The sequence below is a fragment of the Abditibacteriota bacterium genome (assembly GCA_017552965.1).
In the GTDB taxonomy this organism is placed as follows: Bacteria; Armatimonadota; UBA5829; order UBA5829; family UBA5829; genus RGIG7931.
Window position 1 is genome coordinate 27,848 of the sequence record JAFZNQ010000101.1, and the last position, 18,676, is coordinate 46,523.

At 60.6% G+C, this 18,676-nt stretch carries 13 protein-coding genes; 2 read left to right on the forward strand and 11 right to left on the reverse strand.

Annotated features, from left to right (window positions below; genetic code table 11):
* Positions 1-744: a DnaJ domain-containing protein gene (locus IK083_08590; protein MBR4749608.1), complete on the forward strand. Its 744-nt coding sequence runs from the start codon at positions 1-3 to the stop codon at positions 742-744.
* 43 nt (positions 745-787) lie between these two features.
* Here the strand turns inward: IK083_08590 and IK083_08595 are convergent, their stop codons facing one another.
* From IK083_08595 to IK083_08615, 5 genes are all read right to left on the reverse strand, one after another.
* Positions 788-1,330, reverse strand: coding sequence for a rubrerythrin family protein (locus tag IK083_08595; protein MBR4749609.1), 543 nt, complete (start codon positions 1,328-1,330; stop codon positions 788-790).
* Positions 1,331-1,399: 69 nt separating this feature from the next.
* A complete protein-coding gene (locus IK083_08600) occupies positions 1,400-3,532 on the reverse strand; it encodes a glycoside hydrolase family 3 C-terminal domain-containing protein (protein ID MBR4749610.1) in 2,133 nt (710 codons plus the stop codon).
* A 122-nt stretch (positions 3,533-3,654) separates the two neighbouring features.
* A complete protein-coding gene (locus IK083_08605) occupies positions 3,655-5,391 on the reverse strand; it encodes a hypothetical protein (protein ID MBR4749611.1) in 1,737 nt (578 codons plus the stop codon).
* Positions 5,381-5,914 carry a mechanosensitive ion channel gene (locus IK083_08610; GenBank protein MBR4749612.1) on the reverse strand — a complete coding sequence of 178 codons (534 nt, stop codon included), beginning with the start codon at positions 5,912-5,914 and terminating at the stop codon, positions 5,381-5,383. Before IK083_08610 ends, IK083_08605 begins: the two co-directional genes overlap by 11 nt.
* A 59-nt stretch (positions 5,915-5,973) precedes the next feature.
* Positions 5,974-7,650 (reverse strand): AMP-binding protein, encoded by a 1,677-nt coding sequence (locus IK083_08615; protein MBR4749613.1) that lies wholly within the window; start codon positions 7,648-7,650, stop codon positions 5,974-5,976.
* A 133-nt stretch (positions 7,651-7,783) separates the two neighbouring features.
* Here IK083_08615 and IK083_08620 point away from each other — a divergent pair, with 133 nt between their 5' ends.
* Complete coding sequence (locus IK083_08620) at positions 7,784-8,935, forward strand: hypothetical protein (protein ID MBR4749614.1); 1,152 nt, start codon at positions 7,784-7,786, stop codon at positions 8,933-8,935.
* On the opposite strand, the gene IK083_08625 is transcribed toward IK083_08620, so the two are convergent.
* The 6 genes from IK083_08625 to IK083_08650 all read right to left on the reverse strand — a co-directional run bounded on the left by IK083_08625 (position 8,932) and on the right by IK083_08650 (position 18,672).
* Complete coding sequence (locus tag IK083_08625; protein ID MBR4749615.1) at positions 8,932-11,109, reverse strand: HD domain-containing protein; 2,178 nt, start codon at positions 11,107-11,109, stop codon at positions 8,932-8,934. The two genes, IK083_08620 and IK083_08625, sit on opposite strands and share 4 nt — an antisense overlap.
* An 821-nt stretch (positions 11,110-11,930) precedes the next feature.
* Positions 11,931-13,028, reverse strand: coding sequence for a DUF3866 family protein (locus IK083_08630; GenBank protein MBR4749616.1), 1,098 nt, complete (start codon positions 13,026-13,028; stop codon positions 11,931-11,933).
* Positions 13,022-14,116: a M20/M25/M40 family metallo-hydrolase gene (locus tag IK083_08635; GenBank protein MBR4749617.1), complete on the reverse strand. Its 1,095-nt coding sequence runs from the start codon at positions 14,114-14,116 to the stop codon at positions 13,022-13,024. The genes IK083_08630 and IK083_08635 overlap by 7 nt, the downstream gene beginning before the upstream one ends.
* Complete coding sequence (locus IK083_08640) at positions 14,091-15,224, reverse strand: M20/M25/M40 family metallo-hydrolase (GenBank protein MBR4749618.1); 1,134 nt, start codon at positions 15,222-15,224, stop codon at positions 14,091-14,093. The genes IK083_08635 and IK083_08640 overlap by 26 nt, the downstream gene beginning before the upstream one ends.
* On the reverse strand, positions 15,221-16,924 hold the full coding sequence (locus IK083_08645; protein MBR4749619.1) for an NFACT family protein: 1,704 nt from the start codon (positions 16,922-16,924) through the stop codon (positions 15,221-15,223). Before IK083_08645 ends, IK083_08640 begins: the two co-directional genes overlap by 4 nt.
* Positions 16,921-18,672: a hypothetical protein gene (locus IK083_08650; protein ID MBR4749620.1), complete on the reverse strand. Its 1,752-nt coding sequence runs from the start codon at positions 18,670-18,672 to the stop codon at positions 16,921-16,923. The genes IK083_08645 and IK083_08650 overlap by 4 nt, the downstream gene beginning before the upstream one ends.
* Positions 18,673-18,676: the final 4 nt, after the last annotated feature.

The following is an 18,676-nucleotide window of genomic DNA, read 5'->3' on the forward strand; positions in this document are numbered from 1 at the left end:
ATGAAAAACTATTATGAGATACTCGGGGTCCCCCGCAGCGCGGACCAGAGCGAGATAAAAGCGGCCTACAGAAGCCTGGCCAGAAAATACCATCCGGACATCAACAAGAGTCCGGAGGCCGAGGATATGTTCAAGACCATCAACGAGGCCTACTCCGTGCTGGGCGACCCGGCCAAGCGCAGGCTCTACGACATGGGCGGCGGCGTGGGTCAGAACGGCGGGACCTTCAGGAGGCTCTACAGCGTCCAGGGCTATCACAGGTTTTATCACAATCTCACCGAGCGGGAGATCCTGTATCTGCTGGAGGCAGGCGAGCTGGCTCCCGACGCCCTGCTGCTCTCGGACGGCAACCCCTACAGGATAGTCCCCACGGCAGAGGGCCTTGCCATAGCCCCCGGCGCTCCCAAGCCCTCCCACACGGGCTTTGGCGTCCCCGAATACACCATCAATATGGGAGACGAGCCCGGCCGCAGAAGGCGGGAGCCGAAGAAAAAGGACAACGGCTGCGGCTGCTTTGGCTGCGCGGGCTGCGTCCAGTATCTCTTATTCCTCATGCTCATACTCACGGTGCTGAACTTCCTCACCCACGGCTGCTCCTTTGAGACCGAGCCCCTGCCCGGGGAAGAAAAGGAAAAGGACAGGGACAGGGACAAGGAGGACAAGACTCCCGCCAATTTTACCCTGGCGCCGGACTTCGCAGAGCCCCTGTCCGGAGACGTGGGCCCCTTTTTCCGGGACGCATAAAAAATGCCGGAAGGTCATACCTTCCGGCTTTTTATCAGCGGGTCTAATAGTTTTCTGCCTTGACCTCAAAGAAGGACTGAGGATGCTTGCAGACGGGGCACATCTTGGGGGCGTTCTTGGCTATGTGGATATGGCCGCAGTTGGCGCACTTCCAGATGACGGTGTCATCCTTGGCATAGACCTTGCCTTCCTTCAGATTGGCGATGAGCTTGTTGTATCTCTCCTCGTGCTCCTTCTCTATCTTGGCCACCAGCTCAAACAGAGCGGCGATCATGTCAAAGCCCTCTTCCTTGGCCTCTTTGGCCATGCGGGCATACATGTCTGTCCACTCGCCGTGCTCGCCGGCGGCGGCGTCCATCAGATTGGCCATGGTCTCGGGCACGTCTCCGTCGTGGAGCAGCTTGAACCATATCTTGGCGTGCTCCTTCTCGTTGTCGGCGCTCTCGATGAAGATATCGGCTATCTGCTCGTAGCCTTCCTTCCTGGCCTTGCTGGCATAATAGGTGTATTTATTTCTCGCCTGAGATTCTCCCGCAAACGCTTCCTGCAGGTTGGCCTCGGTCTTGGTTCCTTTTAATTCGGGCATGATAAGTCTCCTTGTATGGGTATTTCAATTATGATTATATACTATCCTTAGTCAAAAAACAAGAGACGCCTATATTTCTACGGTGATCTCCGTGTTTGCGGGGGCTCCCAGCTCCAGGGACCGCTTGTCCCCCTGGCTGCCTCCCACCGACAGGGTGATGCTGCCGTGGGCAAACACCTTCTCTCCCTCGTCATTATAATAGCACAGGCTGTCCCTGTCCACCGTGAGATACACTTCTTCCGTCTCTCCTGCCTTCACGTATACTCTCTCAAAAGCAGCCAGCTGGCGGACCGGGTACTTGCAGGGGCACCCCTCTCTCCGGGTGATATAGACCTGCACCACCTCGTCGCCGTCAAAGGGCCCCTGATTGGTGACCCGGCAGGCCACCTCCACGGTCTCGTCCTCCGGCGAGTATTCCGCAGTCACGCCGTCATAGCCAAACCGCGAAAAGCCGAAGCCAAAGCCGAAGGGATAGAGAGGCGTCTTGTCCCCGGGGAAGTATCTGTAGGTCCTGCCCTCCATGCTGTAATCTTCAAAATCGGGCAGGTCCTCAACGCTCCTCACCACCGTATAGGGCAGTCTGCCTGCGGGATTGCAGCTGCCGAAGATCACGTTGGCCACTGCAGTGCCTGCAGACTGGCCGCCGTAGTAGGCGTAGAGCAGAGCCTTCACGGCGGGATACTTGTCCGCGTCGATGGCCACGGGTCCGCCGTTGACAGCCACTATGACCACGGGCTTGCCCACGGCGTTCACAGCTTCTATGAGCTCATACTGCTTGCCGGTGAGAAAGACGGAGCCTCTGTCGCCTCCCGCGTCGGAGTTGAAGGCGTCGCCCTCCTCCCCTTCTATGGTGGAGTCCAGTCCCACCACCAGTATCACCATATCGCTCATTTCCGCAGCCTTGACGGCCTCGGTGATGCCTCCGTTGTCATGCATGAAGTCCTCGGTCTTGCCTCTGCCGCAGCCCTTGGCATACCACACCCGGCAGCTTTCTGGCACGGCGTCCTGCACGGCGCTGAGCATGGTGGCAGTCCTGGAGGGGAAGCCGTTGTAGTTGCCCAGCAGCACCACGGGGTCCGCGGCGTTGGGGCCTATGACGGCTATATTCTGCAGGGTAAAGGGATTGACCGGCAGGAACGAATCTCTGTTCACCACCATGGTCACGGTCTCCTCCGCCGCCTGCAGGGCCAGCTCCCTGTGCTCGTCGCAGTCCACCAGCTCGTAGGGCATGTCCGCATAGGGGTCGTCGTCGCCGGCAAAGAGGCCCAGCTTCAGCCGGGTGACCATGAGCCTTTCCACCGCCTGAGTGATCTCCTCCTCCGTCACCCAGCCCTCATCCACGGCCTTGGCCAGATTGGAATAGGCGTAGCCGCAGTTCAGGTCGCAGCCGGCCCTCACGGCCTTGCCCGCCGATTCGGCAGTGCAGGAGGTCACCTTCTGATGGACGTGAAAGTCCTCCACTGCGCCGCAGTCGGACACCACGTGTCCGTCAAAGCCCCAGCGGCCTCTCAGAATGTCCTTCAGCAGGAATTCGTTGCCTGAGCAGGGCTCGTCATAGAGGCGGGTGTAGGCGGTCATCACGCTCTCCACTCCCGCCTTGACTGCCGCCTCGAAGGCGGGGAGATAGGTCTCGAAAAAGTCCTTCTTGGGAGGGTTGGTGTCCATGTGGTGCCGCTTGGACTCGGGGCCGGAATGGGCCGCAAAGTGCTTGGCGCAGGCGGACACCTTCAGATACTTGGGGTCGTCGCCCTGGAGTCCCCGGATGAAGGCCTCTCCGGTCCTGGCTGTCAGGTAGGGGTCCTCGCCGTAGGTCTCCTGTCCCCTGCCCCATCTGGGGTCTCTGAATATATTGATATTGGGGCTCCAATAGGTGAGGCCCTTGTATATGCCGTAGTCCCCCTTGGCCGCCGCGGCGTGATGCTTGGCTCTGGCCTCCGTGGAGATCACGTCGCCCACCTCTTCGATGAGCCAGGGATCCCAGGCGGCCGCCAGGCCTATGGACTGGGGAAACACGGTGGCTACGCCGTTGCGGGCCACGCCGTGAAGGGCTTCGCTCCACCAGTTGTGGGGAGGTATGCCCAGCCTCTCTATGCCCGGGCTCTCGTGGAGAGTCTGGGATATCTTTTCGTCCAGAGTCATCTCAGCGACCAGAGCCTTAGCTCTCTCTTTGAAGGAAAGGGTCTTGTCTAAATATTTTTTCATATCAGCATAGGGTTCCTTGTGGATTTTTCTATGTTCAGTATATCAGGACGGGGCCAAAATGTAAAGCGGCCCCGGGGATAAATATCCAAAAAACTTCCGGCCCGCAGGCCGGAAGTCTCGCGTCAGGGCTTGTCGATGCAGGAGTGGATATAGGGTATCAGCTTGTCCGCCCACATTTCCCCGTGGGCCCTGAGGCCCTTTTTGGAAAAGTGGATGCCCGCGCCGTCATAATCTCTGGCGTCCCCCGTCAGCAGGTCCGTGTCCGGCCCTTCCAGGGCCACCCCTGTGTCCCACAGCCTTTGGTGCACCCGTCTGATAGGCTCTATCATCGGAGCCTCGGCGTTGTTGTAGCTCACCTTGGCCACGAACCAGGGCACGTACCAGCCCGCATCCTGCCGGGATGTCTCTATGATAGTCTTCATGGCCTCGTAGATGGCGTCGGAGTCGCAGTTGGCGTTGGACTCGCCCTGATGCCACAGCAGGGCCCGGCAGCCGCCCTTGCCCAGCTGTCTCAGGCGCTCGGTCATGTATTCGTACAGCTCTCCTCCGGGGCCCCAGTGCTCCACTATGGAGCCGCCGTGACCGGTGGAGGCTATGCCCACGGGCACTCCGAATTCCTCATAGAGCCTGTCCCCGAGGGCTGCGTAATAGCTGCCGCCGCCGCTGCGGTCGTGAGGTCCTATGACTGCCCCCTCCAGCCTTTGCCAGAGGACGCCGTCGGTCATGGACACCATGCCGGAGGTCTGCTCTATGAGCTCCTGGCCCCAATTGGTGGAGTTGCTCTGTCCGGCGCCCACTATGACCTCGCCTATGCCCACGCGCTCCGCCGCGGCCTCCGCCACTGTCTCGCCCCGGAGCTCTGCCCGGACCTCCACCCTGTACCAGCCTCCCGCTGGGCCCTCGACCTGCAGGTCAAAGGAGCCTTCGGGGGCTGAGAGCTGCTGCCACTTGCCGGAGAAGGATCTGCCGGAGAGGCCCTTGCCGGTGATCCGGTAAAAGGCTTTGTCAAAGCGCGCGTTTATCCTGCCGGAAATGAGCAGGCTGCCCGCAAGCTTGTCTCTCCTCTGAAACACCTGCCAGTCCCGGGGCGACAGGAGCTCCAGGCCGGGGGCAGGCTCCGCTTTCTTTTGGACCGCAGCCCGGTCCTCCCGGGCGGGGACATAGGGAGCGATGACGAAGGACTTGGTCTCCCCGGGCTCCAGAGCCAGATGAGCCATCATGGAGGTCAGGGTATATGGAGTCTGCTCCCACAGGGCGTCGCCCTCGCTGACAAAGCCGGCCTCCCTGAGGACCCACTTGTACCGGGCGGGCTCCAGCGCGGCGCCCGGCTGCCATACGGTGCCGGGAGACACTATCCGTCCGTCTGTGACGGGATGCCCCACGGCCGCTATGGCGGAGGTAAAGGCAGTGAGAAAATGATTGGGGGAGCCGGAGGTGTTGGTGACGGCCACGGTGATGCGGTCGGGCTCGGGGGTATAGGTGACTACGCCCATATCGGGCACAGCGCACACCACCTTGCCGTCCTCCGCCTGCATACTGCCGCCGTAAACGGCTTCCCGCAGGTCCCATTCGGAGGTAAAATAGCCCGGCTGGAACCTCTGGGAGCACCAGCGGTAAAAGCGTCTCTGGTCTATGAGCTCCTCCCCTGCCGCCCGGAGGCCGGAGAGGCAGGCGTATTCGGCGGAAAAGACCGCCGTATAGCCCTTGCCGTTGTACGTGATATTGCCGTCGGGGCCGGTCTGCAGCCCCTGAGAAATACAAGCGTTTGACATGATCACCAAAAAGAGAGCCGCCAGGGCCCTCAGATACACGGAGGCTGCAAGGGACACCTTGCAGCCTCTCGAAAAACTATGCTTCATTCCTGGAGTGATTGGTCACTGCTGCCACGTCTCCGTTGGACAGGATGTGGATGTTGCCCTCCTCATCCTTGATGCGGGTGCAGCGGATACCCAGCTCCACTACTTCGCCGGTGGCTCCGCCGATGGTCACCTTTTCGCCTACGCAGTACTGGTTCTCGGCTATGATGATGAAGCCGGACACCACGTCCTTCACCAGCTTCTGGGCGCCGAAGCCCACGGCCAGACCGGCCACGCCGGCGGTGGCCAGCAGAGGAGCCAGGTCAATGCCTACCAGGCCCAGCAGGATCATGATCATCACAAAGCCCAGCACAAAGGCTACGGTGGATCTGAGGACGGTCTCCAGAGTCTGGACTCTGGCCGCTACCTGCTCGGGGGAGCCGACCTTTTCGCCCACCTTGTTGGTGATGGTCAGCATTTTCTTTGCCCATACCCCGATGATCTTGTCCAGGATCTTGCGGACGATGAGATAGATTATTATCACCAGCAGGATCTTGAGACAGACAGTGCCGACGGTGGCGCTCATTTTCTGGATCTGTTCGGGGCTCAAATTACTAAAACAACCCATTTTTGTACTCTCCGTTTTTATTGATTTGGATTGGTATCCATATTATCTCTTTCTCTGATGACCTTGCGGCGGATCTTGCCGGAGAAGGTCTTGGGCAGCTCGTCCACGTAGTCAAACAGCCTGGGGTATTTGTAGGGAGCAGTGTTCTTCTTCACGAACTCCTGCAGCTCTTTGGACAGCTCGTCGGAGGGCTCGTAGCCCTTGGCCAGCTTGATGGTGGCCTTGACCACCTGGCCTCTGATGGGGTCCGGGGCGCCGGTGACGGCGCATTCCAGCACCGAGGGATGCTGCATGAGCACGCTCTCTATCTCAAAGGGGCCGATCCTGTAGCCGGAGGACTTGATCACGTCGTCGCTGCGGCCCACGAACCAATAGTAGCCCATCTCGTCCCGCCAGGCCATATCGCCGGTGAAGTAGTAGCCGCCTCTGAAGCGCTCTTCCTGATCGTCCAGATCGAAGAGGTAGCCCTTGAAGAGGCCCACGGGATATTCGTCGTCCACCTTCACGGCCAGCAGGCCCTCCTGGCCCACCTCCACTTCCTTCAGGTTCTCGTCCAGAAGGCGTATGTCGTAGGCGGGAGAAGGCTTGCCCATGCTGCCGGGACGGGGAGTCACGCCGGGGAAGGTGGCCAGCAGGACCACGCCCTCGGACTGACCGAAGCCCTCGTATATCTTGTGGCCGGTGGCCTTTTCAAAGGCGTTGAACACCTCCGAATGCAGGGCCTCGCCTGCGGTGCAGCAATGGGTCAGAGAGGAAAAGTCGTATTTGGACAAGTCCTCCTTGATGATGAATCTGTACACCGTGGGAGGCGCGCAGAAGGTGGTGAGCTTGTATTTTTCGATGAGAGACAGTATCTCGTCGGCGTGAAAGCGGTCAAAGTCATAGACCATGTTGGCTGTGCCGCCTATCCACTGGCCGTATATCTTGCCCCAGCCCGTCTTGGCCCAGCCCGTGTCGGCTACGGTGAGATGCAGACCGTTGTTCTGCACGCACTGCCAGTAGCAGGCCGTGATGATGTGCCCCAGGGGATACAGATAGTTGTGGGGCAGCAGCTTGGGCATGCCGGTGGTGCCTGAGGTGAAATACATGAGCATAGTGTCGTCATTCTGAGTCGCCTCGGCTCCGGTGGGTCTTTCGAACACGTCGCTCTCGCCGGCTATGCAGTCGTCAAAATAAGCCCAGCCCTCTCTGGGGCTCTGGACCACTATCTTGTTGGTGATATGGGGCGCGTCGTGAGCGATGGACTCCTCCAGCTCCCTGATGGCCATTTCCTCATTGACGCAGAAGACGCAGGAGACCCGGGCCTTGCTGATGCGGTAGGAAAAATCCTTTTTCTTCATCAGGTGGTTCACGGGAAGGGCTATGGCTCCCAGCTTGTGGCAGGCCACGGATATCACCCAGTATTCCCAGCGCCTCTTCAGTACCAGCATAACTACATCGCCCTTCTTTACTCCCACTCTCTTCAGGTAGTTGACCGTTTGGTTGGACAGGCGCTTGATGTCGGTAAAGGTGAAGGTCCTTTCCTCACCCTGGGGGTTGGCCCATACCAAAGCGCGCTTTTCGGGCTCTTCGTCTGCCCATGCGTCCACCACGTCAAACCCGAAGTTGAAGTTGTCGGGTATCCTGAACCTAAAGCGATTGCGCATATCTTCGTAAGAAGAAAATTCGCATTCCTCCAGATATCTTTCTTTCATTTTGAGCGATGTCTCCTTAAATAATTATGCCATATTATATTGTAATTCTTTTTGGCGTGTATGTCAAGGGAGACAGCTTGCAACCGGAGGCGGCTCGCTGGTATAATAAAGTGGACAAACAAGGAGGCTCCCCATGTCAGACAAGCTCAGAAAACAGATCACCATAGAAGGGATAGAAGCCGCGGCGGACGTCATGCTGCCGGACGCGGACCTGTGGGTGACGGTCAGATGCCGCAGCAGCCTGCCCGGCCCCTCGGAGGCATCCTTTGTGCTGGTGTTGAAGCAAAAGGACTACGAGCAGAGGACGGTCATCACCGAGACGGTCCCTCCCGGCGAATACGCCCTGGAGGCCTTTTTCGGCATCAAGGAGGTCCTGTGCTGGCAGCCCAACGTCATAGGCGAAGCCTCTGTATATGAGCTCATGGCGGGAGTCAGGGCCGAAGGGGCCCTGCAGGACGTGGCCTCCAAAAATCTGGCAGTCTGCGACGCGGACTTTTCGGACGGCGGCCTCATACTGAACGGCAGAAGCCTGGCCCTGCCCCTGGCAGTCACGGGCAAGCCCCTTTCCCGGGTCACCGGGGAGGAGCTCCGGGACATGGAAGCCCTGGGCTTCGGAGGCCTGACGGTGACCGAGGAGGACTGCTCCCGGGACGCCTGTCTGGCCGCCGGTCTGGCGGTCCTGACCACAGAGCCCCGGCTCATACGCATCCCCCGCTCCGGGGACAGGGCAGCCGATATAGCCGCCGCCCGGTCCGCGGGAGAAGCCGCCGCCCGGGCCCTGGCCGCGGGAGAGACCATAGGCATCCCCTGCTCCGAAGCGACAGCCCGGCCCGCCCGATATTTTGTGGCCCGGGCCCTGGCTCCCCTGAGCCTCTTTGCCGAGGACGGCGCCATCCGGTGTCTGAACAGGACCTGCCGGGACTTTGCCGGCATGCTGGAGACTGAGGACGGCTCGTCGCCTCTGCGCGTGAGCGCCTTCAGCGCGGAGACGGTGTCCCGGGGAACGGCAGCGGTGGTCAGGGACACAGACAACAAGCCTCTGGCGTCCCTTTACGCGGGACCGTCAGAGGCTATGCCCAGAATATTCATATCCGCTTTTCGCACGGCTCCGGAGGAATACAGACTGGCTGTAGCCTCCGACGGCAACGCCCGCTGCGTGGAGCTCACGGGGAACGCCGATTTTTCGGACAACTATTTTACCCTGCTGGCCGGCGAGAGCAGAGAGATCGCGGTGAGGGACTGCCCGGACAAGCCGGATACGGCCTGCCGGGTGTGGGACCTTTAGATATCCTCATCCTCCTCGTCATCATCTTCCAGTTTCTTTTCCTGGCGGGTCATGATCTCCCGCACCTTGTCCCCGGCTTCGAGGAACACTGTCGCTATGGTGGGATCAAAGTGTGAGCCGCTGCCCTCTTCGATGATGGACATGGCCTTCTCGAAGGAAAAGCCCTTTTTGTAGGGGCGCTCTGACACCAGAGCGTCAAACACGTCCGCCACAGCCATGATACGGGCAGCCAGCGGTATTTCCTCTCCCTTGAGGCCTTCCGGATAGCCCATGCCGTTCCATTTTTCGTGATGATAGCGAGCCAGATTGGAGGCGTCTGCAAAATAGCCGCCCGAATCGGCGTCGCCTATGAGCCTGATGGCCTTTCGTATGATCCTGCCGCCGTATACCGCATGCCGCTTCATGTCGGCAAATTCTTCATCGGTCAGCTTGCCGGGCTTGTTGAGGATGCGGTCGGGCACCTTTATCTTGCCTACGTCATGGAGAGCGGCGGTGAGAGTGACGTTTTTCTTGAATTCCTCGGTGATGACGTCCGTATACATATTCCGTCTCTGGAGCTCCTCCATGATGAGCTCGGCGTAGGCCGCGGTCTTCTGCACGTGGTCTCCGGTACACTGATCCCTCTGCTCCACCGTGTCGGCCAGCACCAGTATCAGGCCCGTCTGCAGCTTGTTGATCTTATCCTCCTGCTCCTTCATCTCACCGATGAACTTCACCGTGTCCTTGGTGGTCCGGACTATGGCGTTGTAGAGATTCTCGATCTCGTCGCCGGTCCTGATGTCGAGAGCGGCTATAGTGCTGACGTTCTCGTAGCGGGAATCTTCGGTGGAATAGTCAAATTGGCTCGCGGTCTCCGCTATCCTGTTGACAGGCAGGATGATATTTTGCTCCGCCAGCCAGATAGCCAGCGTGAGCAGCACGATAAAGACGCCGAAGAAGAGGCTGATGACCCGGGCCAGGAACTGGTAGCCGGTGATGGCTATGTAGTTCATATTCACGTCCACGCACAGATAGCACCGGCACCTGCCCTCCTTGTCCCGGAGAGGCTCATATACAGACAGCAGCCATCCGTAACGCTCGTTGGAAATAACGGGGTCGATGGGCTCCCCCGCCAGGAGCTTGGGCAGAACCTTCATGAAGGCTTCGTCAAAGGGTATCACAGTGCCCGGGTCCTCTCCCGGCGTGTCCGCCGTGTCGGGATCAAAGACCACGTGACAGCCGTCGGGCTCTACCTTGTAGGCATAGACGTATTCGATGTTGTCGGCGCTGTCCATCAGGGTCTTGAGCTGACGCTCGCTCTCGCGATAGCCCTCCGCGTCTTCTCCGAACACCAGATATTCCTCTATCTTTTCCGCATCGATGTTTTTGGCGGCTATGTGGAGTATGCTGCGGGCGATGTATATCTGCTGATCCACCGCGCCGGTCCGGTACTGCTTGTAGCTGATACCGGATACAAAGCTGGCTATGATGATGCAGGCCCCGGAGACCAGCAGCACCACCTTGGTCCGGAGGGACATCTTTTTGCGGTCGGAGATCGGCCGTCCTTCCTCATCCTCCAGGGGAGCGACCTTCGTCTTGCGGAAGCCGAAGAAGTAGAACTTGCTTTTGAAGGACTCCGGCAGCAGCTTCACTATGGCTACGGTGATGATCACCGATATGGTCTTGTCAAAAAAGTCCACCAGCAGGTCGGCCAGCAGCAGGGAATAAAAGGGAGGGATGCCCCTGACCACCGAGAAATAATAGGCCAGACCGGAAGCGGAGCCTTCGCCGATCCAGAAGCCGTTGAGCACCCAGTTGAGCATGGTGCCGAAGATGCCGCCTATGAGGGCAAAGGTGACTATGATGATGGGCAGCGTGCTCAGGCGGTCAAAATAGCCCCTTTGGGCAAACCAGGCCGCGCTGATGGCTATCAGCATGCTGATGAAGCTGTAGTAAGCGGTGTAATAGTTGCTGAGACCGTTGATAAGGTTGGTAAAGAGGCCCACTATAAACGCGGGGATATAGCCTCCGAGAGCGGCCGAAAGAGCGTTGCCTATGATATCGAGATACAAAGGCAAATCAAAATAATGGGCGATCTTGTAGCCGATAAAATTGATGCAAAGCCCCATGACGCACAAGAGCACGGTGTAAGAGAGCTTTTGGTGATTGTGTATATAAGTCTTGATGTCTTTCATTTATACGCCTCTTTCCGCTCCCGCGCCTTTGGCGGGGGAGCTCAGCCGATGGATTGCAGCTATTAATATTATATCATACAGGCCCCCGGCAAATAAAGCCCCGCTCCCGCCAAGTAAAAAAATACTATAAACGCCGATTTTTACAAAAACGGGCCGGACAGTCAGGCTGCAGACAGGTCCTCCCGGCGTGATCGCCCTCAGCCCCTCGCAGGCAAGAGACCTCCCGCAACTCGGGCGCCAGCCCCGCCGGGAATGCATACTGCTCCAAACAGGCGCCCTGGGCGGGCGCGGGAGGAAAACGATGCAACCCGATCAAAGCGTTCGCTCCCGCGGGATACGTAAATAAGCGTTTGACAAAAAGCATGGGGGAAGTATGGGAGTCCTATGACGAAAAGAAAAAGGGGAGGAGCGGAGGGTCTCGGCTCCGCTGTATCTGCGAATCTCATCGGCTCGGGGGTGGGGTCCGGACCAACCGTGGCGTTCCCGACTCCGCTGCCCGCGCAGACCTGTCGCTCTCTGTAGCCGAACTCTGAGACCTCTTCAACAGACCGCGGGAGCCTTCCCGCTCACGAGAGAGTCCGGGGGGTTTGTGGCGCTTGGTAAGATATGCCGGCCGACGGGCCCTGAAAAGGGGCCTCATGCAGGCTCGGCCGTTTCCCGCGCGCTCAAACGCAGGATCTCTGACTTGCATGCTCCCTCGCGGTGACACTGTCAGGTCGCCGCAGCATGGGTCGGATCCGTCCCCTTCTGGGGGGACAGTATCATTATATCCCGCCCCGGACGGGAATGTCAAGAGCCCGCAAAAAGAGCCTCCCGGCTCTCTATTCCGGGGCTTCGCCCTTCTTCAGCTTCACGGCTATCTCCGCCGCGGCGGAGGAAGCCAGGAAAAACTCCGGAGTGTCCTCAAAGGAGTGGCCCATGGTGGAAAGGCGTATGCCCAGCCGGTCGGCCAAGTCCTTCCCCGCCCGGCAGGAGGACCTGATCAGGCGGTGCCGTCTGCCTATGCCCGACTCCTCCAGCTGCCGGTCCAGGCTCCGGCTCTTGTCCGGGTCGTCTATCGCGGGCAGGGGGACTATCACCGGCAGCAGGACAAAGTCCCGCAGCATGGTGGCCGTATGATGGCTCAGGCCCCGGTGTCTGGGTCTCTGGTCAGCAAAGCAGATGCGGGGGATGCACACGCAGCGCCCCTTCATGACCGCCGCGCCGTTCAGCACTCCGGCCATATCCAGACTGCCAAAGCCCAGACGGGTGCCGGTGCCCGCGTTGCCGGGTCCCGGCAGGACGGCCGCGTAGTCAGCCTTCAGAACGTCCCGGGCAAAGACCATGGCGGAGCAGGCGTTCACCGCCTCGTAGTCTCCTCCGAAGGCCTGTCCGCAGGTGATGGTCCAGTCCAGGGCTCCTCCCTGCTTCAGGGTCTTTACCAGCCGGGAAAAGCCTATGGGCAGGCTGGAATAGTCGGTCATCACGTAGGCTATGCGGCATCCGGGGTCCAGCTCCTTCAGGGCGCAGCACAAAAGGGGCAGCTGGCTGTGGAGCTGTCCGCACACCACCGGCAAGCCCTCCAGGGAGTCGGCCCTTTCCAGCTGATAATGGTATGGGGAGCCCTGCTCCTCCACGCTCATCACAGTATGCTGGACCGGGGTATAGCGGCACTTCACAATGTGCCCCCGGTCGTCGCCGGCGGTCTCCTCCGGCCTTGTGAGATCGGCTATGACAAAATGGACCCCGCCGGTGCCCAGAGCCTTGCGGCAGGCTGTGGTGTTCACCAGCACCCGGTCCCCTTCCCTCAGCTCGCCGGCTATGGCGGCGTAGGCAAAGGCCCGGGCCCGGGACCCGTCGGTCATGATGATCTCCGCCTCCGCGGACGCGCCGTCGCAGACGACGATCCGGGAGACCGTGGCTATTTCTCTTGTCAGCACTGGCCTCTCCTTTTGCCGAAAAGCTCTATGAGGGAGACGGCCATGCCGGCCGCTCCGATCACTTCGGCAGCTTCGATATATTCCTCGGGGGAATGGGCGTTCCTGTAGCCGGCGCCCAAAGCCACGGCGGGAAAGCCCATGGCCTGCAGTCTGTTGGCGTCGTAGCCGCCGCCGGAGGTATCCAGGGCCGGCTCCAGTCCCGCCATCTCCGCGGCCTCCAGGGCCAGACGGCACACCGGGGCAGCCGGGTCCGTCTCCAGAGGGGGATATTCGTCTCTCATGGCCACCTCGGCCCGGACTCCCGCCTCCTTTGCCGCCGCATAAAACGCTGCTGCCATACGCTCCTTCAGCCCCGCCATACGGACCGCGGAGCGGCTCCGCAGCGCCGCCTGCAGACAGGCTCTCTCCTCCCGGGAGCTGCCCCGGATAAGGCCTGTGTTGGCGGTGTCGCCGTTCTCCAGCCTCCCCCAGGGGAGAGAAGCTATGGCCCGGGACAGGACGCATATGGCCTCGGGGCCCGTAACGGTCACGTCCACGGAGGCCCGGCCCGCGGCGGAATACACGCAGACCCCCGCTCTCTTGCCGGCGTCAAAGGAATACCAGGGAGCCCGGGGGAGCCGGGCCGCCTCCAAATGGAGCGCGCCCTTGAGTCCCTGCTCCTCGCACACCGTAAACACCAGATACAGATCCCCCCGGGGGATCCCTCTTTCTATGGCGGTCTCCGCGGCTTCGAGGAGGGCGGCCGCTCCCGCCCTGTCGTCGGCTCCCAGAATGGTGGAGCCGTCGCTCCGCAGGACCCCCTGCTCTTCCTTCAGCGCCGGCGCCCGGGGAGTATCCACCGTGTCCAGATGGGCGTTGAGGATAAGGGGCGCGCCGCCGGAGTCTCCTGCCAGAGCGCAGATCAGATTGCCGCACTCGGTGCCCAAGGCCCTGCCGGCTCCGTCTTCATACACCCGAAAGCCCAGGGACTCGGCCTTTTCGGCCACGGCGTCCGCCACCTGTCTTTCCCTGCCGGAGGGGCCCGCGATCAGCAGCAGCCTTCTCAGCAGGGCCAGCAGACGCTCACTGTTTACCTGCGCTCTCTTCATACAGGACTTCCAGAATATTTCTGACCTGCATGGCGGAGGTATAGAGATCCTCCTCCCGGATACATTCCTCGTGGGTGTGGCAGTGCTCGTAGCCTGTGCCCAGAGCCACGGCGGGGATGCCCTTGGCGTTGAAGCAGTTGGCGTCAAAGCCTCCTCCGGAGATCTCGTACACCGGCTCTATGCCCAGCTTCCGGGCAGCCTTGATGGCTGTCTGACAAATGGGCTCCTCCGGGTCAAATCTGAAGGCCCTGTATTCGTCCGCCACCTCCGAGCGGAGCTCCGCTCCGAACTCGGCGCAGGCCGCTCTGAAGGCCTCGTTGATGGACTCGGTGAGAGCCGCCAGCTTCTCCGGGTCGTGGCTGCGGGCCTCCGTCAGCACCCGGCAATAGTCGGGCACTATGTTTCTGGCCTTGCCGCCTTCTATCACTCCCACGTTGCAGGTGGTCTCGCCGTCCAGCCTGCCCCACTGTATCCGGCTGATGGCCGCGGCGGCGCAGGCGATGCTGTTGACGCCCGTTTCCGGAGCCATGCCCGCATGGGCGGCCTTGCCTATGATCTCATAGGTCATGGTGTTCTGGCTGGGAGCCGCCACCACCATGGAACACACGGGGCTGCCGGAATCCAGCACGTACATATTGCCCGGGACTATCCGGGAGGTGTCCAGATTCACGGAGCCGCAGAGGCCCACTTCCTCGCTGACCGTAAACACGCACTGTATGTCTCCGTGGGGCATTCCGCTCTCCAGATAGCTTCTGATGCCTTCCAGAGCCACGGCTATGCCGGTCTTGTCGTCGGCTCCCAGGATGGTGGAGCCGTCGCTTTTGATGACCCCGTCCTCTATGACGGGCTTCAGGTCCGCGGTGGATTCCACGCTGTCCATATGGGCCGAGAATATCACCGGAGCTATCTCCGGGGACCCGGGCAGCAGAGCTATGATATTGCCTGCGCCGGCGGGTATCACCCGGCCGGCTCCGTCTTCATATACGCTGAAGCCGGCCTGCTGCAGCTTGGCAGTCACCAGGTCGGCGATACGCCTTTCGTCGCCGGACACGGAGGGGACGGAGCACAGCTCCAGAAACTCGGAGAGCAGTCTTTGTTTGTTGATCATTGCAGCCTCTTGTTTTTTACGTCTATGGTTTTTTCGTTTCTGTATATCACGAAGCCCGGAGGGGACCCCTTGGGCTTGCGCACGTATTTCCTGAAGGTATAATCCACGGGCACCAGGGAGGAATGCTTTGCCTGACTGTTGGCGGCGGCGATGCCCGCCGCATAGAGTATGGAGCCGTAGGGCACCTGGTTGCAGGTCTTGGCAGTGGTGCGTATGATCACGTGGGAGCCGGTGATCTGCCGTCCGTGGAACCAGATGTCGTTGGGACGGGCCAGCCGGGTGGTCAGATAGTCGTTGGCGTCGGCGCTCTCGCCGTACAGTATCTCCCAGCCCTCCGGAGACCAGGTCCGGCGGATCCTGTAGCCGTCAAAGCCAGAGCCTTCCTCCTCGGCCGCCTTGATCTCCTTCAGCAGCCCGGCCTCCTGCAGCCGGTTTTTGATGTCTCTGAGCCCCTGCAGCCTGTCCTCTGCCAGAGTCTGCTCCCGGGCCTCCCGCAGCTGTCTCAGGCGCTCCTCCGCCGGAGGTATGCGTTCCTCTGCCTGCTCTGCCGCCGCCTTCACCCGCTTGGCCCTCTTGTAATAGCGCTCGGCGTTTTCCGCCGGGGCGAGACGGGTGTCCAGATCTATGCGCACCGTCTTCAGCTCCGGATCGTAGTAGTCCGTCACCTCGCAAAAGGGGTCGCCCTTTTTGACGGCGTGGAGAGACCCGAACAACAGGTCTCCCAGCTCTCTGTATCTGTCCGCCATGGGCAGCTTGGCCAGGGTCTCCCGGCAGGACTTGATCAGGCCCTCGTTGAAGGCGATGCTCTTGTCGGTCCGGACCAGCAGCTCCTTGCGGGCGGTCTCTCTCAGGTGGCGGGAAATGAGGCTCCTGTAGGCAGTGTCCAGAGTCTCGTTGATGGAATCCCTGGGCTTCTGGGAAGCCTCGGGCAGCGAGCGCAGATACAGAGGGTAGGCCCCGGCGGCCTTGCCGTCGGGCTCAGTCTGGAGCCAGCACCCCGCCGGCAGCTCTTCAAGGCTCCGTATCCTCTCGTATGCCTGCTCCGTGTCCCCGGGGGTCAGCCCCAGCCACACCTCCGCGGCCAGCTGGGGAGAAAAGCCCTCAAACAGGCCTGTGAAGGCCTTGATAAAGGCGGGAGAACACTCTTCGGCCCCTATGTCCCGGATCAAGCCGGCAAAGGTCTCCGGGTCCGTGCGGAAGGGATCTCTTCTCTCCGTATTGGGAGGCAGAGTGTAGGTCATACCGATCAGCAGCTGCCTCACGGCGCTGACCTTTCTGCCCACGGGCTTGGCCACCCCCAGTATCAGTCCTTCGGAGTCCGTGAGGGTTAGGTTGGAATGGCGCCCCATAATCTCCAGCCAGAGCTGATACACGGCGCCGCCGCTGTCAAAGGACAGCCTGACTATCCGCTCCAGGCCTATCTGCCGCACCTCCGTGAGTATGCTCCCCGTCAGGTATTTGCGGAGTATCATACAGAAGTCCGGAGCCTTGGGAGCAGCCTTGATGCCGGAGGCGGTAAGATACATCCGGGCAAACGTGGCGTTCCAGCTCAGCAGGAGACGCAGGTCCTCCCCCCGGCTCCTCATTTCCAGCAGCGCCTCTGAGCTCTCGGACTGGCGGGCCTTTTGAACAAGAGCCCCCAGGATACAGGGGCTCAGCTCTTTTATGGTGTGCCTGAGTACCAGGCTGTCATAGGTCATTGTTTTTTCGCAGAGGGTATCCTGAACTCCACCTTTTTGGAGCCGGAGCCGTCGTCGGGGATGAACTCCACCGTATAGACCAGGGCTTCGCCGGTGACGCTGGATTCCAGCCGGATCCTGCAGGGGGTCCTGCCGGAAAAGCCGGCGGTCTGATAGAGGCTTCTGTAGGCGTTGAAGGCTCTCTTGTTCAGGTAGCCCGACTTCACTCCGCCCTCGGTCATCATGGCGTTGAGGGCCGCGCCGTCGCAGAGAGACAGCATCTCCAGCACGTTGGCGTTGTTCACAAAGTCTCCGGCCAGAGGCTTCAGGTCCGGATCGGAGTTGAAGGCAAAGGACAGCTGGCCCGGGGTAAACCGGCCCATCTCCAGCAGGGTCTCCAGGCTCAGAAAGCCGGTGGCGCCGAGCTCGTTCTTCCACTTCTTCACGGTGTCGGAGCTCACCTGGGCCTTGATCTTGTCAAACCACTTCACGTCGCTGAAATCAAACTGGCCGTTGGCCAGCTCCACGTTCAGGTCAAAGGCGTCGCAGATGCCGGTGAGCACCTGATATATGGTGCCCTGCCACTGCAGATCCACGCCCAGCATCCGGAGCACGTCGGAGGAAGCCAGGCCCGTGTCGGCAAAGGAGTCGCAAAAGACGGGAGCGCCGGTGGCCTTTTCAAAGAGCTTCAGGGCCTCAGGCAGATTTTTGGGCTCTCCCAGATCGATCATGGCAGCCATGGCCGGGTCGTAGGGTATCTCCTTTTTGTATACGTCGTTGGCGGTCATGATATCCTTGCCCGCCGCCCGCACCAGGCCGCCCATGTCCAGTCCGGCAAACACGGCGTCAAAGGACATGCCGGGGTTTTCCAGCAGGTCCACGGCCGCCTGGGCCAGAGTGTTGGTGATGGCGCTGTCGGTGTTGATGATGGGCAGCAGTCCGGTGATCCTGCCGTCCGTGCGGACCACGGCGTAGCCTGAGCACACGGCTCCCAGCTGGTCGGCAGTGATCCTGTTCCGGCCAAGAGGGATATCACCGTTCACCTCTATCTCCACGTTGCCGTTGGCGATGGGGCGGGACAGTGTCCGGGTCAGCTCCCGGGGGACCGGGGTATTCCTGGACTGGCACACCTCGTTGGCCAGCTGCAGTATAAGGCTGTTCAGCTCCTGCACGGCCTGCAGAGTGCCGTCGCTGACTTCGTCGGCGGTAAAGGTCCGCTTTTCTCCGGAGGCCATGCTCTTCATCAGATTGGGCGAAGACTTGAGAGCCCGGCCGATCACGTCGCCGGCTCCCGTGGACTTCATGAGATATCTGGCCGGATCGGTCTTCTTCAGGTCGCTGAGGTTCTCACCCTGGCGGCTCATCATGCCGTCCACCAGCGCAGCGCCTCTGTCCACCTTGGCGTCGGCGCCCATCCGCAGGGTCTCGGATATGAGCTTGTCCGTGTCGGGTCTGTAGCACAGCACGTAGGTGTTCTCGTCCTTCACGGTCCACATGAGCCGGGTCACGTCGGCTATGGAATACATGACGTGAGGCAGAGCGGCGTTGTGACAGAACACCATCATCCGTCTTTCCTTCACTCTCCAGTCCTCATCGGGCACTATGGTGGCTCCTGAGGCCTCGGACATCAGCCGGCACAGGTCGGGGATGGCTATGGATTCCTCCTCCACCGTGATCCGGCTGTCCACGTATTTCCGAGACAGCTCCTGGCACAGCGCCGGCGCTGCCATCAGGGCAACGAGCAGCAGGGTACAGATAAGTCGTTTCATGATA